The sequence below is a fragment of the Bacillus sp. FSL K6-1000 genome (assembly GCF_038630785.1).
Classification (GTDB): Bacteria; Bacillota; Bacilli; order Bacillales; family Bacillaceae; genus Bacillus; species Bacillus safensis.
In genome coordinates this window covers 1,967,875-1,983,082 of the sequence record NZ_CP152042.1, presented here as the reverse complement: position 1 = coordinate 1,983,082, position 15,208 = coordinate 1,967,875, and the positions used below count along the sequence as shown (strand labels likewise).

17 protein-coding genes are annotated in these 15,208 nt (G+C 41.0%); 13 read left to right on the top strand and 4 right to left on the bottom strand.

Features of this window, described 5'->3' with window-relative positions; genetic code table 11:
- Positions 1-49: 49 nt before the first annotated feature.
- Positions 50-250, bottom strand: a complete 201-nt coding sequence (gene cspD / locus MHI46_RS10050) for a cold-shock protein CspD (RefSeq protein WP_024422747.1) — start codon at positions 248-250, stop codon at positions 50-52.
- Positions 251-513: 263 nt separating this feature from the next.
- On the opposite strand from cspD, the gene MHI46_RS10045 reads away from it, so the two are divergent.
- Positions 514-1,215 carry an AIM24 family protein gene (locus tag MHI46_RS10045; RefSeq protein WP_039179399.1) on the top strand — a complete coding sequence of 234 codons (702 nt, stop codon included), beginning with the start codon at positions 514-516 and terminating at the stop codon, positions 1,213-1,215.
- 33 nt (positions 1,216-1,248) lie between these two features.
- Here MHI46_RS10045 and MHI46_RS10040 read toward each other — a convergent pair whose 3' ends face one another.
- Together MHI46_RS10040 and metA are read right to left on the bottom strand one after the other, a co-directional pair.
- A complete protein-coding gene (locus tag MHI46_RS10040; RefSeq protein ID WP_024422744.1) occupies positions 1,249-2,400 on the bottom strand; it encodes a diglucosyl diacylglycerol synthase in 1,152 nt (383 codons plus the stop codon).
- A 227-nt stretch (positions 2,401-2,627) separates the two neighbouring features.
- Positions 2,628-3,536, bottom strand: a complete 909-nt coding sequence (gene metA / locus MHI46_RS10035; RefSeq protein ID WP_039179396.1) for a homoserine O-succinyltransferase — start codon at positions 3,534-3,536, stop codon at positions 2,628-2,630.
- 139 nt (positions 3,537-3,675) lie between these two features.
- Here metA and MHI46_RS10030 point away from each other — a divergent pair, with 139 nt between their 5' ends.
- The 12 genes from MHI46_RS10030 (at position 3,676) to MHI46_RS09975 (ending at position 14,532) form a co-directional block, all read left to right on the top strand.
- Positions 3,676-5,358 (top strand): formate--tetrahydrofolate ligase, encoded by a 1,683-nt coding sequence (locus MHI46_RS10030; RefSeq protein WP_342502809.1) that lies wholly within the window; start codon positions 3,676-3,678, stop codon positions 5,356-5,358.
- A 74-nt stretch (positions 5,359-5,432) separates the two neighbouring features.
- Positions 5,433-5,915 (top strand): glutathione peroxidase, encoded by a 483-nt coding sequence (locus MHI46_RS10025; RefSeq protein WP_041085791.1) that lies wholly within the window; start codon positions 5,433-5,435, stop codon positions 5,913-5,915.
- Positions 5,916-5,928: 13 nt separating this feature from the next.
- Positions 5,929-6,540, top strand: a complete 612-nt coding sequence (locus MHI46_RS10020; RefSeq protein ID WP_330545232.1) for an HD domain-containing protein — start codon at positions 5,929-5,931, stop codon at positions 6,538-6,540.
- Between the two features lie 30 nt (positions 6,541-6,570).
- A complete protein-coding gene (locus MHI46_RS10015) occupies positions 6,571-7,707 on the top strand; it encodes a conserved virulence factor C family protein (RefSeq protein ID WP_047203259.1) in 1,137 nt (378 codons plus the stop codon).
- A 306-nt stretch (positions 7,708-8,013) separates the two neighbouring features.
- Positions 8,014-9,690 (top strand): dihydroxy-acid dehydratase, encoded by a 1,677-nt coding sequence (gene ilvD / locus MHI46_RS10010; protein ID WP_024422739.1) that lies wholly within the window; start codon positions 8,014-8,016, stop codon positions 9,688-9,690.
- An 81-nt stretch (positions 9,691-9,771) separates the two neighbouring features.
- Positions 9,772-10,206, top strand: coding sequence for a BrxA/BrxB family bacilliredoxin (locus tag MHI46_RS10005; protein WP_039179382.1), 435 nt, complete (start codon positions 9,772-9,774; stop codon positions 10,204-10,206).
- Positions 10,207-10,272: 66 nt separating this feature from the next.
- A complete protein-coding gene (locus tag MHI46_RS10000) occupies positions 10,273-11,061 on the top strand; it encodes a class I SAM-dependent methyltransferase (protein ID WP_260773897.1) in 789 nt (262 codons plus the stop codon).
- A 284-nt stretch (positions 11,062-11,345) separates the two neighbouring features.
- The gene (locus MHI46_RS09995; protein ID WP_059377775.1) at positions 11,346-11,963 is read left to right on the top strand and encodes a YpjP family protein; all 618 of its coding nucleotides are present in this window, start codon (positions 11,346-11,348) and stop codon (positions 11,961-11,963) included.
- 18 nt (positions 11,964-11,981) lie between these two features.
- Entirely contained in the window at positions 11,982-12,509 is a 528-nt protein-coding gene (locus MHI46_RS09990; protein WP_047203262.1) for a phosphatidylglycerophosphatase A, read from the top strand.
- Between the two features lie 103 nt (positions 12,510-12,612).
- The gene (locus MHI46_RS09985) at positions 12,613-13,407 is read left to right on the top strand and encodes a thymidylate synthase (RefSeq protein WP_041085780.1); all 795 of its coding nucleotides are present in this window, start codon (positions 12,613-12,615) and stop codon (positions 13,405-13,407) included.
- Complete coding sequence (gene folA, locus MHI46_RS09980; protein ID WP_059377778.1) at positions 13,404-13,889, top strand: type 3 dihydrofolate reductase; 486 nt, start codon at positions 13,404-13,406, stop codon at positions 13,887-13,889. The genes MHI46_RS09985 and folA overlap by 4 nt, the downstream gene beginning before the upstream one ends.
- Before the next feature lie 19 nt (positions 13,890-13,908).
- On the top strand, positions 13,909-14,532 hold the full coding sequence (locus MHI46_RS09975; protein WP_059377780.1) for a hypothetical protein: 624 nt from the start codon (positions 13,909-13,911) through the stop codon (positions 14,530-14,532).
- 36 nt (positions 14,533-14,568) lie between these two features.
- On the opposite strand, the gene MHI46_RS09970 is transcribed toward MHI46_RS09975, so the two are convergent.
- Positions 14,569-15,207: a hemolysin III family protein gene (locus MHI46_RS09970; RefSeq protein WP_024428144.1), complete on the bottom strand. Its 639-nt coding sequence runs from the start codon at positions 15,205-15,207 to the stop codon at positions 14,569-14,571.
- Between the last annotated feature and the right edge of the window lies 1 nt (position 15,208).

Genomic DNA, 15,208 nt, shown 5'->3' with positions numbered 1-15,208 from the left:
GAGGCATATGCCTCTCTTTATTTTGTCGTTTCATCATTGATTTAGTTGATTAAAGTTTTGTTACGTTTGCAGCTTGAGGTCCACGATTACCTTCAACGATTTCAAAAGAAACTTCTTGTCCTTCTTCTAAAGACTTGTAGCCGTCACCTTCGATAGCTGTGAAGTGAACGAATACATCGTCTCCGCCTTCAACTTCAATGAAGCCGAAACCTTTTTCATTATTGAACCATTTTACTTTACCGTTTTGCATATTGCTTTTTCCTCCTAGTACTGTAGCACACCTTTTGGGCATACTAAAAAAAATTTTCATCACCTAACGACTTTACAGTTGTTAAATGATGGTTCCACTATACACCATCAAAAGTAACGCGTCAAGCAGGCGAGCCAAATTTTGAGCAGAATGTTTGATTTTTTTGTTTTTTTGGTGAATAACAATGAAAAATAAAACGTCCTTTTCGGAACCTAACGTGCAGCTTGTCCGTATATAAAAAAAATACAGAAAGAGGTGCAATCATGAATCGTTATACACTTGAAGAATTTATTCAGAATACGCAGCAAGAAGATAAGGGAGAAGGGGTCTTCGAACTTGAAACATCAAGGCTTTTAGAAATTAATTTAACTGACACCATTTGGGCAAAAACAGGTTCCATGGTTTCCTATCGAGGGAAAATCAAATTTGAACGTGAGGGTGTTTTTGAGCACGGCGTCTCAAAGATGTTCAAAAAAATGCTCTCGGGAGAAGGCACCTCACTAATGAAGGCGACAGGTGATGGGAAATTATATGTGGCAGATCAAGGCAAAAAAATCTCAATTCTCCGTTTGGCCCAAGGGGAATCTATTTTTGTGAATGGAAACGATCTGCTCGCATTTGAACCGTCTGTCCGCTGGGATATCAAATTGATGAAAAAGGTATCAGGCATGCTTGCAGGCGGATTATTTAATGTCAAATTAGAAGGGCCGGGCTTAGTAGCAATCACAAGTCATTATGAGCCGCTGACGCTCATTGTTCAGCCGGGTGACTCTGTTTATACAGATCCGAATGCGACTGTTGCGTGGTCAGGTGATTTAAAAACTGAATTTGTGACAGATGTTTCCTTTAAAACCTTTATTGGCAGGGGAAGCGGAGAGTCTATTCAAATGAAGTTTACTGGAAGCGGCTTTGTTGTCGTTCAGCCGTTTGAAGAAGTATACACAACAAATGGAAATCAAGGGTAAAGAAAAAGGTGTCCGTCATTGACGGACACCTTTTTATGATAATGCGCGAGCATATGTTTTGTTATTCATGATGAGATCTGACTGCTCGACGATATCTTCCAAAATGGTTTGAGAAGATTGTTTTAAGTGCAGTTTTTTCATGTTTTGTTTCATTGTTTCTAATTTTTCTTCGTCCTGCAGCAAGTTGGTCACAGATTCTAAAATGTCTTCATGTCTGTTAATGACAATAGCAGCGCCATAATCCTCAAAGAAAAGAGCATTTTCTTTTTCTTGGCCAGGGACAGGCTTGTAAAGAATGACTGGGACACCGATTGCAGTTGCTTCTGTTAAAGTAATGCCGCCTGGTTTTGTAATCATACAATCTGTTACTCTGAACAATTCATCAATTTGTTCCACATATCCAAGCGCCTTCAATTGATCTGGGTGTGCCTGCTCAAGAACGCTAAGCGATTGTTTCAGTGCGGCGTTCTTTCCGCATACAACAACAATTTGTACTTCACTGTCGAGAAGCAGCGCCTCACATAATTCCTTCACATTTTTTAGTACACCGTGAGCACCGGCCATGATAAGAAGTACTTTTTTGTCGGATGATAATCCATATTTTTTATAGATCATCGATTTTGGCACGTCGGCTTCAAACTGTGGTCTAATAGGAATACCTGTCACTTTGACATCGCTTGGATGTGTGCCGATTTCCACTAATTTTTGTTTCACATAATCGGTTGCAACATAGTATCGGTCGATGTTTTCATGTACCCAAATCTTATGGAGACAAAAATCGGTCATGACATTAAAAGTCGGAATCACTTTACCTGTTTTGTTTCGATATTCTGGTACAACAATCATCGGGAATGTAATAATGATGATATCTGGATTGTGTAACTGAATTAATTCATCGAGACGCTTATTTCCCATCTTTAAATAAATGTTAAATTTGCGTTTATTGTAAATTTTATCAACACCGTAATAAAACAAGCGATAAAATTGTTTCCCAATGGAAAAGCTCTTCAAGTATAAATATTGAGTCACTTCTGACACAATGGGATTCGATTCTTGATACAAATTAGAAACTACAACATGTTCAAATCCTTGGGATTTGCATTCATCATACAGTGTTTTTGCTACCTGCATATGTCCATTTCCATAATTTGCGGTCAAGATTAATATTTTTTTATTGGTATTCAAGAATATTCACCTCAAATGTAATCAACAACAACAAAACTTCGTACGAAACTATTAATCTCATAGGTCTACATATACATAAAGATAACATATAAACAGTTAGAGCATATCATTCGTTACGAAAGAATTAAACTAATTTTAAAAAACAAACAGATTCAATTGATAATGGAAGACAGAGCCATTTGTATTTTAACACATTTTGACGATTTATCATCAGACCACAGTCTATTTTATTCCCAAACGTATGGTGTTTCTTGATAAACATAATAATTAAGCCAATTCATAAACAACAAGGTTGCATGGGCTTTCCAGCGATTTACTGGGATTAATGTGTCACCATCTTCTATAAAATAGTGGACAGGTTTTTGGACTGTATCATCTTTCAACAAATCTCTTTCATATTCCTGCATCAATGTATCTGTATCATACTCAGGGTGTCCAGTTAAAAATACTTGTTTATCATCATCTGAAACAATTAAACAAACACCTGCTTCTTCAGACATACTCAAGACTTTCAAATTCGGCGTGTTTTTTAATTGTTCTGTATTAATATCTGTATGCCTAGAATGTGGGACATAGTATACTTCATCAAAACCTCTGACTAATCTTTCTTTTTTCTCTTTCACAATATGCTCAAATACGCCAAATTTTTTCTCGGGAAGCTTGATTTTTTCAATCCCGTAATGGTGATATAAACCTGCCTGTGCACCCCAGCAAATATGAAGGGTAGATGTCACATTGGTTTTACTCCAGTCCAAAATGTCCTGCAGCTCTTTCCAATAAGAAACTTCTTCAAAAGGTAAGTGCTCAATTGGTGCGCCAGTGATGATCATTCCATCAAATTTTTTATGGCGAATCGATTCAAAGGTCGTATAAAATTCATCTAGATGCTCTCTCGACGTATTCTTCGGTGTATGTGTACTTGGAATCAAAAACGTAAAGTACACTTGTAAAGGAGAATTTCCGAGCATTCTCAGCAGCTGCGTTTCAGTTTGTATTTTTTTTGGCATTAAATTTAAGATCACGATATTCAAAGGACGGATATCTTGCTTGAATGCCCTTGTCTCATCCATGACGAAAATATTTTCGCTCTCTAGTATTTGTTTTGCCGGCAGATGAACTGGTATGTTAATAGGCAACTCGCCACCCCCTGAACCAAAGCTAATTTCACTTCATTATAGGAACTTTCTGGCGATATTTCAATGTTTCAATTATGTTACAATGAAAAATAGAGCAAAAAAGAATGCTGTTTCTGTAAAAAAAGGAGGCCGTTTTGTTATGATCACAAAGCATTTATCAGATATTGACATTGCCCAAAAGGTTAAGCTAAGACCAATTCAAGACATCGCAGCAAAGCTGCAACTACATGACGAAGAATTAGAATGCTATGGTTTCACAAAAGCGAAAATATCTTTGACTATTTTTGACCGTTTAAAGGAACAAAAAGAAGGACACGTGATTCTTGTCACTTCCATCAACCCAACGCCAGCAGGTGAGGGGAAATCCACGGTAACAGTCGGCCTTGGTCAAGCCTTCGAAAAAATTGGCAAAAAAGCGATCATTGCGATGCGTGAGCCATCATTAGGTCCTACAATGGGGATTAAAGGCGGGGCAGCGGGCGGAGGATATTCACAGGTGCTGCCAATGGAAGAAATCAATCTTCATTTCACAGGAGATTTTCATGCCATTACATCTGCACATAACGCCTTATCTGCTTTTATTGATAACCATATCCATCACGGAAATGAACTCGGCATCGACACGCGCCGCATTGTATGGAAGCGGGTGCTTGATTTAAACGATCGTGCATTAAGACAAGTCGTTGTCGGACTTGGCGGTCAGTTAAATGGGTATCCTAGAGAAGACGGATTTGACATTACAGTTGCTTCCGAAATGATGGCGATCCTCTGTTTAGCAGAAGACTTATCTGACTTAAAAAAACGTCTTTCTTCTATTGTTGTTGCCTATAATCAAGAAGGCGAGCCAGTCACAGTGGGAGCACTTGGATATGAAGGTGTCCTGACGTTACTTTTAAAAGACGCACTCAAGCCGAACCTGGTTCAAACGATTGAAGGAACCCCAGCACTTGTCCATGGCGGTCCTTTTGCCAATATTGCACATGGATGCAATAGTTTAATTGCAACCAAAATGGCAGCAAAATTAGCTGATTATGTCGTAACAGAAGCTGGATTTGGAGCAGATCTTGGAGCAGAAAAGTTCCTTCACATTAAAACAAGAGCTGGTGATTTCAAACCTGGTGCAGTTGTCATTGTGGCGACAGTGAGAGCATTAAAGATGCATGGCGGAATGAAGAAAACCGAACTCAAAGAAGAGAATGCACACGCCGTATTAGAAGGTATACATAATTTAGAAAAGCATATTGAAACCGTGCAAGCTTTTGGTCTTCCATATATTGTCGCGGTAAACCGTTTTATTACGGATACAAAAGAAGAGATTCAAGCGATAGAAGATTGGTGCGGCAAACATGGCCATCCAGTTAAAGCCGTGAATGTATGGGAAGAAGGAGGCGAAGGCGGGACAGCTCTTGCAGAGGAACTAGCGGAACTCATTGAAAAGAAAAAGAACAACTTTACCTATTTGTATGAAGAGAACGATTCCATCGAAGAAAAGTTATCTAAAGTGGCCAAAGTGGTTTACGGGGCAGATGGGGTCACGCTCACATCCAAAGCAAGAAAGCAGCTGGCTGCCATTGAGGAAAACGGCTGGGCTCATTTGCCGGTTTGTATGGCAAAAACACAATATTCTCTTTCGGATGATCCAGCTTTAATCGGCAGACCTAAAGGCTTTACCATTACGATTCGCGAGTTAAAGCCATCTGTAGGAGCAGGATTTATTGTGGCCTTAACCGGAAGCATTTTGACAATGCCTGGATTACCTAAAAAACCTGCGGCTCTCGAAATGGATTTATTAGAAGACGGCAGTGTGACAGGACTCTTTTAAACGGGAGCATAAAAAGCGATTTTCTAAAAGAAGCATGTTACGATAGGAAAAAGTGAATCCTAGGAGGCTATGAGATGTCAATTTATGATATTCAGGTCAAGACCATTAACGGTCAGGAAAAATCGATGGCAGATTACAAAGGAAAAGTGCTCATTATTGTAAACACAGCAAGCAAATGTGGACTGACTCCTCAGTTTAAACAATTACAAGAGCTATATGATCAATATCATGAAAAGGGCCTTGAAATTTTAGGATTTCCGTGTAACCAATTTATGAACCAAGAGCCAGAAGGAGAAGAAGCCATTCAAGAATTCTGTTCTTTGAATTATGGAGTGACCTTCCCTATGTTTGCGAAAGTAGATGTTAATGGCGAAGAGGCGCACCCGCTGTTCAAGCATTTAACAAGTGAAGCGAAAGGTGTGCTTGGGACAAAAACAGTGAAATGGAATTTCACAAAATTTATCGTTGACCAAAACGGAGAAGTCACTGAACGCTTCTCTCCAAAAACGCCACCAAAAGAATTAGAAAGCTCAATCATCGCTCTGTTGGACAAATAAGATGCTGACAGTCATGCAGCGAAAACAATTGGAGGCAGCTGCCTCCTTTGTTTCAGACAGGCTGAAGGATGAACCAACTGGACACGATGCGGCTCATGTTGCTCGTGTGCGCCAGCTTGCCGTCCGTATTGCACATCAGGAAGGCGGCTCTTTCTTTATCATCGAAATGGCGGCAATTGTACATGATGTCATTGATGAAAAGCTGTCAAGTGAATGGAAAGTCACTAAGGAGCAGCTTGAGCACCAGCTCCTTTTGTGGGAATTGGATACGAGGGATATCCGCTACATCATGGACATCATTACAACGATGTCTTTTCGTCACCGGCATAAGCAGTTTAGGCCGATGACGTTAGAAGGGACTATTGTTCAAGATGCGGATAGGCTGGATGCGATAGGAGCAAGCGGTATCGCTAGAGTGTTTACGTATGCTGGCGCAACAGGTGAGCCCCATTATACAAAGGACACGCAGCAGGGCTCTGTGCTAAAGCATATGGAAGAAAAACTGCTCAAATTAAAAGACTTGATGAACACTCGTGCAGGGAAGCAGCTTGCTGATGAGCGGCATGAATTGATGAGTTTATTTATCAAGAAATGGAAAGAAGAATGCGGCCTTACAGATGAGTAGGGTCTTTATGTGTGTAAGGAGGATATATCAATGAAAATAACAGCCATAGAACCGACGCCAAGTCCGAATACCATGAAGGTTATTTTGACAGAAGCACTTGCCGGCGGTAAAAGCAACAACTACAAAAAGGATCAAAAAGACGAAGCCCCAGAAATGATCAAGCGTATTTTAAGCATTGAAGGTGTAAAAGGGGTTTATCATGTCGCAGATTTCTTAGCGGTCGAGCGAAATGCAAAGTTTGACTGGCAGGGTATTTTACAGCAGGTCAGAGAAGCATTTGGACAAGAAACAGAAGGCCTTCAGGAAGGTTCGCAGTCAGGCGATGACACATTTGGTGAAGTGAAAGTATTTGTCCAAATGTTTAATGGGATTCCGATGCAGGTCAAACTGTCAGACGGTGAAAGAGAAGAGCGGTTTGGCATGCCTGAACGTTTTCAAGCAGCCATTTTAAAGCTTAGAAGCAGCTCAGACAATGTCGTGTTTGAACGTGTGTGGAAAGAACATGGCGTTCGTTTTGGGGAATTTGCTGATATCGGTCAGGAAGTCACAGAGGAGCTGCAAGCAGCCTATGATGATGAGCGTTTAGCCCGATTAACAGAGGCAGTTAAAGAAGGGCAGGAAGCTGTAGATAGACAGGTGAACCGAAAAGCATATGATGTAACAGAAGACATGCTACAAGAGGAAGATTGGAAAAAACGTTTTGCCCATTTAGAGCAAATGCAGCCAGAGCAAAAGGATATACCTGTTTTAATGAAAGCAATGGAGGATCCAAAAACGTCTATTCGCAGACAAGCCGTTGTGAATGCTGGCATGATTGAAGATCCTGCCATTCTGCCTATTTTATATAAGGGGCTCGAGGACAAAACAGTGACGGTCCGCAGAACGGCTGGCGACTGTATTTCTGACCTTGGTGACCCTAGCGCTATAGAAGCCATGATCGCAGCATTAAAGGACCCGAGTAAGCTCGTCCGCTGGCGCGCAGCGATGTTCCTTTATGAAGAAGGGGACGAAACGGCACTTGAAGCATTAAAAGAAGCAGAGCAAGACCCTGAGTTTGAAGTCAGTCTTCAAGTCAAAATGGCGATTGAACGCATTGAGCATGGAGAAGAAGCGAAAGGCTCTGTGTGGAAGCAAATGACAGAAAGTAGAAAGAATGCATCAGAATGATGAAAAAATGAACAAGCTGCCAATGAAAAGCAGCTTGTTTTTCTAAAAAAGATAGACAGAAAAATTTTTTTAGAAAAATTATTTTGAATATTGTTGAAATATGCGAAAAAACTCTATATAGTAGTACCAATATAGAATATTGGAGGTCAGATTTTATGACACGAACCTTGCTGAGCGCTTGCTTCAGCAGCCATGTTAGTCATCAGTCATTCATAGGTGGCTAAATAAACAGAAAATTTGTAAAATAAAATCAACTCAAAATCATGCAGTCAACAAGACTTGTAGTATAGGAGGCTTTTTAAACAGATGGCAGAACTACGCAGTAATATGATTAAACAAGGAATCGACAGAGCACCTCACCGAAGCTTACTAAGAGCAGCGGGGGTAAAGGATGAGGATTTCGGCAAGCCATTTATTGCCGTATGTAATTCCTATATTGATATTGTCCCAGGACATGTCCATCTTCAGGAATTCGGGAAGATTGTGAAAGAAGCCATTCGTGAAGCTGGCGGCGTTCCATTTGAATTCAATACGATTGGCGTCGATGATGGAATTGCCATGGGTCATATCGGGATGAGATATTCATTGCCAAGCCGTGAAATCATTGCTGACTCTGTAGAAACCGTTGTATCTGCTCATTGGTTTGATGGAATGGTTTGTATTCCTAACTGCGATAAAATCACACCAGGAATGATGATGGCAGCGATGCGCGTGAATATCCCGACTGTTTTTGTGAGCGGCGGACCGATGGAAGCGGGTAGAACAAGTGATGGCAGAAAAATCTCTCTTTCTTCTGTTTTTGAAGGTGTTGGTGCATACCAGTCAGGTAAAATCAATGAAGAGGAATTAAATGAATTAGAACAGTTTGGCTGTCCAACCTGCGGATCTTGTTCAGGTATGTTTACGGCTAACTCAATGAACTGTTTGGCAGAAGCACTCGGGATTGCTCTTCCTGGAAATGGAACAATTTTGGCGACATCACCAGAGCGAAGAGAATTTGCGAAGAAGTCTGCAAAACAACTCATGGAGCTAATCAAAAAAGATATTAAACCACGGGATATTGTCACTGAAAAAGCAATTGATAATGCATTTGCATTAGATATGGCACTTGGTGGTTCAACCAATACCGTTCTTCACACATTGGCGATTGCGAATGAAGCAGGTGTTGAATATTCACTTGAACGTATCAATGAAGTAGCAGAACGTGTGCCTCATTTATCGAAACTTGCTCCAGCTTCAGATGTTTATATTGAGGATTTACATGAAGCAGGCGGCGTTACAGCCGCACTAAATGAATTGTCTAAAAAAGAAGGAGCTCTTCATTTAGATACAATGACCGTCACTGCGAAAACGCTTGGCGAGAACATTGCGGGACATGAGGTAAAAGATTATAACGTCATTTATCCAATTGATAAGCCATTTACTGAAAAAGGCGGCTTAGCCGTTTTATTTGGAAACCTTGCGCCAGATGGAGCCATCATTAAAACAGGCGGGGTACAAGACGGGATCACACGCCATGAGGGACCTGCGATCGTATTTGAATCCCAGGAAGAAGCCCTTGAAGGCATCATTAATAGAAAAGTAGAAGCAGGACATGTTGTCATCATTCGCTACGAAGGACCTAAAGGCGGACCTGGCATGCCTGAAATGCTTGCACCTACTTCACAAATCGTCGGCATGGGACTTGGACCAAAGGTTGCTTTAATTACAGACGGACGTTTTTCCGGCGCTTCTCGCGGATTGTCTATTGGACACGTCTCACCAGAGGCAGCTGAGGGCGGCCCGCTTGCCTTTGTTGAAAATGGTGACCATGTCGTTGTCGATATCGAGCAGCGCATTTTAAGCGTAGATGTTCCAGAGGAAGAATGGGAAAGAAGAAAAGCAAACTGGAAAGGCTTTGAGCCAAAAGTAAAAACAGGTTATCTTGCTAGATATTCAAAACTTGTGACATCAGCCAATACAGGCGGAATCATGAAAATTTAATCTGATATCGAACATTTGAAAATTGGCTCTCTCTATAGTATCCTTTATTCACAACATAAGGATTATAGAGGGGGCTTTTTTATGTCAATGGCATATGAAGAATACATGCGGCAGCTCGTTGTACCGATGCGTCAAGAGCTGACAAGTGCAGGATTTCAAGAACTAACAACGGAAGAAGAAGTAGAACAAACGATGCAAGAAAGAGAAGGAACGACATTTGTGGTTGTCAATTCTGTATGCGGGTGCGCTGCCGGATTAGCACGTCCAGCTGCTACTCAAGCTGTGATGAAGGCAGAAAAAACACCAGATCGAATTGTCACAGTTTTTGCTGGCCAGGACAGGGAAGCAACGGCAAAAATGAGAGAATACTTCACAGGCGAAGAGCCATCGTCTCCATCTATGGCACTTTTAAAAGGAAATGAACTTGTTCATTTTATTCCACGTGACGAAATTGAAGGTCATGAAATGGAAGACATCATGAACAACGTCTTATCTGCATTCGAAAAACATTGCTAATACACATGTTGAAATGTCCTGTGATCAAATCAGGGCATTTTTTCTTGATCATGATGGAGGAACCGCATGCTTATCACAACAAGCTTTAGAGCAAATGAACAAACGATTGAAACAGCAAAGGCACTTGCAGAGGATTTACATGGCGAGTATGTAGAGAGGCGCAAACAATCTGTCAAGCAGCTTGCGATAAAACGAGGAGACGTCCTTGTAGTGGGGAAAGAAAGATTCGAATGGTATCAGCCAAATGGTGAAAAGTTTTTCTTTCATCCAAGCTCAGCAATGTTCAGGGTGAAGCGGCTCATGCGTGGAGAAAAGGATCCTTTAATCGAAGCCACGCATCTTCAGCCTGGCGATTCCTTTTTAGATTGTACGCTTGGCTTAGGATCAGATGCCATTACAGCAAGCATGCGAGTAGGTACGAAGGGAAGGGTCGTTGGTATCGAAAAGAATCCCATGACAGCATTGCTAGTGCGAGAAGGACTAAACACATGGGAGACAGGGTTAAGAGAAGCAGATGAAGCGATGAAACGGATATCTGTTGTAAGTGGAGACAGTATCGAGCAGCTAAAGAAGCTCTCTGATGGTTCATTTGATGTCGTCTATTTTGATCCGATGTTTGAGGAGACAATTCAAGAATCTGCAAGTATCGCTCCGCTACGTCATGCAGCAGAGCACCACTTTGACAACGAAATAGCCGTCCAAGAAGCACTGAGAGTGGCGAGAAAAAGGGTAGTTTTAAAAGATCATTGGAAAAGCACCCGATTTCTAGCAGATTCCTATCAATTTCACATTTTAAAACGAAAAACAGCTCAATTTCATTATGGATATATTGAGAAAGAAAAAAGCCCTCACTAATAGACAATACTTTGAATTCCTTGTCAATCATCTAAAAAAGCCCTTATTCAGGGCTTTTAATCTGTAATCTCCATATAGACAAAATAAAATAACGTCAGCAAGGAAGCCGTAATGAAAAACCCTTCAAGCATACCCATTCCTCCCAAATTTTAGTCGCCTTTGCTACCATTGTAAACGTTTTATTATGAAAAAGAAAGTCTCAAATCGATGGCCAAATTGAATGACTGAAAATTCATTATATGCTAGAATAGCAGTATGATAACTTATGGAAGGAATTAGATATCATGAAGATGTGGATGAGAAAAACGCTTGTTGTGCTCTTTACGATTGCAACTTTTGGCTTAGTCTCTCCTCCGTCGGCTTTGATGACAGACAAGCCTTCTGAACTTTCTTCATCTGATAAAACGCCTTATACAGCTGTTTATGATACATCAGATGAAATGCGCAGCTGGGAACTAACGCAAGAGGAAAGCAAAGAGCAGACAGATCCCTTTGAGCAATATAAGCAAGAGGTGCTGTCAAATGCAGAAAATCAATCCTTTCTCAAATTTGGCCGTAAAATCACACCTGTCATTGAGGACGAGTACAGAGAAGAGATTCAGCCGAAGATTGAACAAGTGTTAACCGACTATTTAACAAATTTCAAAGATGACGAAAAATTTCAAGATGTTGTTTTAACTGATCAGCCTTCAAGCGGAAATGGCGAAAAAATCTTCCACATTTACAACCGCAAGACCGGAGAAGATTTGCTCCGTTTCCATGTCAGAAGAGATCAGCCGCCTCACAGCGGATATTGGTTTAACTTTCATTACCATACAGCAGAAGATGGATTCCAGACGCATCATGAACTCGGTAATATTTACTGGGATAAAAACACCCCGCCGAGCTGGATGAGCCACTAGAAGGAGATGTCATGCCAATTGAAAAAATATACAATGAACGAAATGGTGCAGATTACAAAACAAATGTTAAACGACCGCGGAGTGAAAATTGAAGATATCGCACACATTGTGCTGAAGCTCCAAGAAAAATATCATCCAAACCTTCCACTTAGTGTCTGTATTGAAAATGTTGAAAAAGTGCTGAATAAAAGAGAAATTGTCCATGCGGTTTTAACAGGACTTGCCCTTGACCAGCTGGCAGAACAAAAGCTTTTGCCAGAACCTTTACAGCACTTAGTTGAAACAGATGAGCCGCTATATGGAATTGATGAGATTATTCCGCTTTCCATTGTCAATGTATATGGATCAATCGGTTTGACCAACTTCGGTTATTTAGATAAAGAGAAATTTGGTATTATTCGTGAATTAGATGAGGGCCGTCCAGGTGAAGTGCATACTTTCCTTGATGACCTAGTCGCTGCACTTGCCGCAGCAGCTGCAAGCCGCATTGCTCACTCACACCAAGATATTAAAGATGAAGAGCAGGAACGAGTGAATCAAGTATAAAAAGAAAAACATGTCTGCTCATCATGCAGGCATGTTTTTTTGGTTTCAACAAAAGCAGAAATAAGGTAAACTACAACAAGAACATAAATAAAGGATGAAAAAAATGAAACAATACAAAGAGTTATGCCGTCATGTATTACAGCACGGGGATGAAAAAGGTGACAGAACGGGTACAGGTACAATCAGCACGTTCGGTTACCAGATGAGATTTGATTTACAGGAAGGATTTCCTCTTTTAACAACAAAGAAATTACACCTGAAATCAATCATTCATGAGTTGCTTTGGTTTTTAAAAGGTGATACAAATGTCAAATATCTTCAAGAAAATGGTGTCCGGATTTGGAACGAATGGGCAGATGAAAATGGAGAGCTGGGCCGTGTGTACGGAGCGCAGTGGAGATCATGGGCAAGTGGAGACGGCGAGACCGTGGATCAGATCACAAAGCTGATTCATGATATTGAGCACAATCCGAATTCAAGACGACTGATCGTCAGTGCTTGGAACCCGGGGGAAATTGATCAAATGGCGCTGCCTCCTTGTCATTGTCTGTTTCAATTTTACGTATCAAACGGGAAGCTTTCCTGCCAGCTATATCAAAGATCGGCAGATATCTTTTTAGGCGTGCCGTTTAATATCGCTTCATATGCTCTCCTAACGATGATGATTGCTAAAGTCACAAATCTTGAGCCAGGCGAGTTTATTCATACACTTGGAGATGCTCATATTTACCAAAATCATCTTCCGCAGGTGAAAATGCAGCTGGAGCGCGAGGAACGCACGCTTCCTAAGCTTCGCATCACAAGGGATGTAAAGAGCATTTTTGATTTTACGTTTGATGATTTTGTGCTTGAGAACTATGATCCGCATCCGCATATTAAAGGAGAAGTCAGTGTATGATTTCCATGATTGTGGCGACAGGAGAAGACAGAGTCATTGGTCAAGATAATCAAATGCCTTGGCATTTACCCGCAGATTTAGCGTATTTTAAAAAAGTCACAGGCGGACATACGATTGTCATGGGCAGAAAAACCTTTGAATCGATTGGACGAGCGCTGCCTAACCGCCGAAACATTGTGCTGACCACAAGTTCTTCTTTTAAAGCAGAAGGATGCGAGGTTGTTCATTCAATTGCTGACGTTTTGGCAATTGCGGAAAGCGAGACAGAGCTATTTATTATTGGCGGGTCTAAGCTGTATGAAGAGATGATGCCATATGCGAATCGTCTCTATATCACGCACATTCACCATGCGTTTGAAGGAGACCGTTATTTCCCGTATTACAATGAAGACGAATGGACGATTGTATCACGCGAAAAAGGCCATCGTGACGAAAAGAACCCCTACAATTATGAATTTGTCGTCTATGACAAAAAAGGATAAGTGAGTAGGAGGAGTACGGTTGTTTCGTTATTGGTTTTTAACGATTTATGTTGTTGTATCCTTTTTAAAAAGTATGAGGCATTTGTACGATCATGAATTAACGGATCCACGCATTTCCTATACGAAACGAATGCATCTCATTCATGAGCATGCAAAAAGGTTTGCCCGGGGATGTATTGATCAATCAGGATCAGTCATGACCATTCATCAGCAAAAGAAGCTGCCAGACTGCCCGGTTATTTATGTCACAAAAGAGCTGAATCCAGTCACGACGACATTATTGATCGGCCACCTTGAGCAGCCAGTTGCTTTTATGGCAAAGCCGAAGCTCTTTCGGTATCCGATTTTAAAACAATGGTTGAAAAAAATGGCGGTCATTCACCAGAATCAAACGGATGAGGTTTTATTAGAAGAAGCAAAGGAAAGAATCATGTCTGGGCAGAGTCTACTGCTTTCAGAAGAGTATCGTCATATTGCAGAGGCGCTTGCTGAAGAATTCGATTGTCCGCTTGTACCGATTGAAACGAGCGGAACGGATCGTCTTTTAATGGGGAAGTTCGTGAAGAGAATGCGTCCTGTTAATGTCGATATTCATATTAAAGCTCCTGTCATGATCAGTGATTACGCACAAAAGCGTGCATAGAAAAACCAGCATCCGAATAGTGGATGCTGGTTTTTTTCATGCAGCAGGAATGTTTACGCAATAGAATAAAATACAGAAGAACATCGATGCACTGCCGCCGAGAACAAAACTGTGCCAAATCGCATGGTGATAGGGGATTTTCCGCCAAATATAAAAGATGGTTCCGACTGAATATAATATGCCGCCTAACAGTAAGAGTCCAAATCCTGCACCTGTTAATTGGATATAAAGCGGTTTGATGGCAATGATAATCATCCAGCCCATTAATAAATAGACGAGGGTAGATACGATTATAAAGCGTTTGACGAAAAAGATTTTAAAGACAATCCCACCAGCAGCAAGCGCCCATACAATCGCAAGGAGCGTATAGCCGAGTGCACCTTTTAGTGGTCCAAGTAAAAAGGGTGTATATGTACCAGCAATCAATACATAAATAGCCGAGTGGTCGAGGATTTCAAAAATATCTTTTGTTTTTTTGTGCCGAATGCTATGAAGCAGGGTTGAACTTAAATAGAGCAGAAGCATGGATGCGCCAAATATCGAAAAGCTGATAATATCTGTGACTGTGCCGTATTGAACAGCGAATAAGACGAGAAACACAATAGCTGGTATGGATAAAATAACACCAATGCCATGTGTAATGGCGTTTGCAATTTCTTCTTTTACAGTAAACAAT

Bases quoted from the DNA above. Each gene is read 5' to 3' on its own strand.
- cspD (WP_024422747.1), bottom strand. From the start codon at position 250: ATGCAAAACGGTAAAGTAAAATGGTTCAATAATGAAAAAGGTTTCGGC.
- MHI46_RS10045 (WP_039179399.1), top strand. From the start codon at position 514: ATGAATCGTTATACACTTGAAGAATTTATTCAGAATACGCAGCAAGAA.
- MHI46_RS10030 (WP_342502809.1), top strand. From the start codon at position 3,676: ATGATCACAAAGCATTTATCAGATATTGACATTGCCCAAAAGGTTAAG.
- MHI46_RS10025 (WP_041085791.1), top strand. From the start codon at position 5,433: ATGTCAATTTATGATATTCAGGTCAAGACCATTAACGGTCAGGAAAAA.
- MHI46_RS10020 (WP_330545232.1), top strand. From the start codon at position 5,929: ATGCAGCGAAAACAATTGGAGGCAGCTGCCTCCTTTGTTTCAGACAGG.
- MHI46_RS10015 (WP_047203259.1), top strand. From the start codon at position 6,571: ATGAAAATAACAGCCATAGAACCGACGCCAAGTCCGAATACCATGAAG.
- ilvD (WP_024422739.1), top strand. From the start codon at position 8,014: ATGGCAGAACTACGCAGTAATATGATTAAACAAGGAATCGACAGAGCA.
- MHI46_RS10005 (WP_039179382.1), top strand. From the start codon at position 9,772: ATGTCAATGGCATATGAAGAATACATGCGGCAGCTCGTTGTACCGATG.
- MHI46_RS10000 (WP_260773897.1), top strand. From the start codon at position 10,273: ATGCTTATCACAACAAGCTTTAGAGCAAATGAACAAACGATTGAAACA.
- MHI46_RS09995 (WP_059377775.1), top strand. From the start codon at position 11,346: ATGAAGATGTGGATGAGAAAAACGCTTGTTGTGCTCTTTACGATTGCA.
- MHI46_RS09985 (WP_041085780.1), top strand. From the start codon at position 12,613: ATGAAACAATACAAAGAGTTATGCCGTCATGTATTACAGCACGGGGAT.
- folA (WP_059377778.1), top strand. From the start codon at position 13,404: ATGATTTCCATGATTGTGGCGACAGGAGAAGACAGAGTCATTGGTCAA.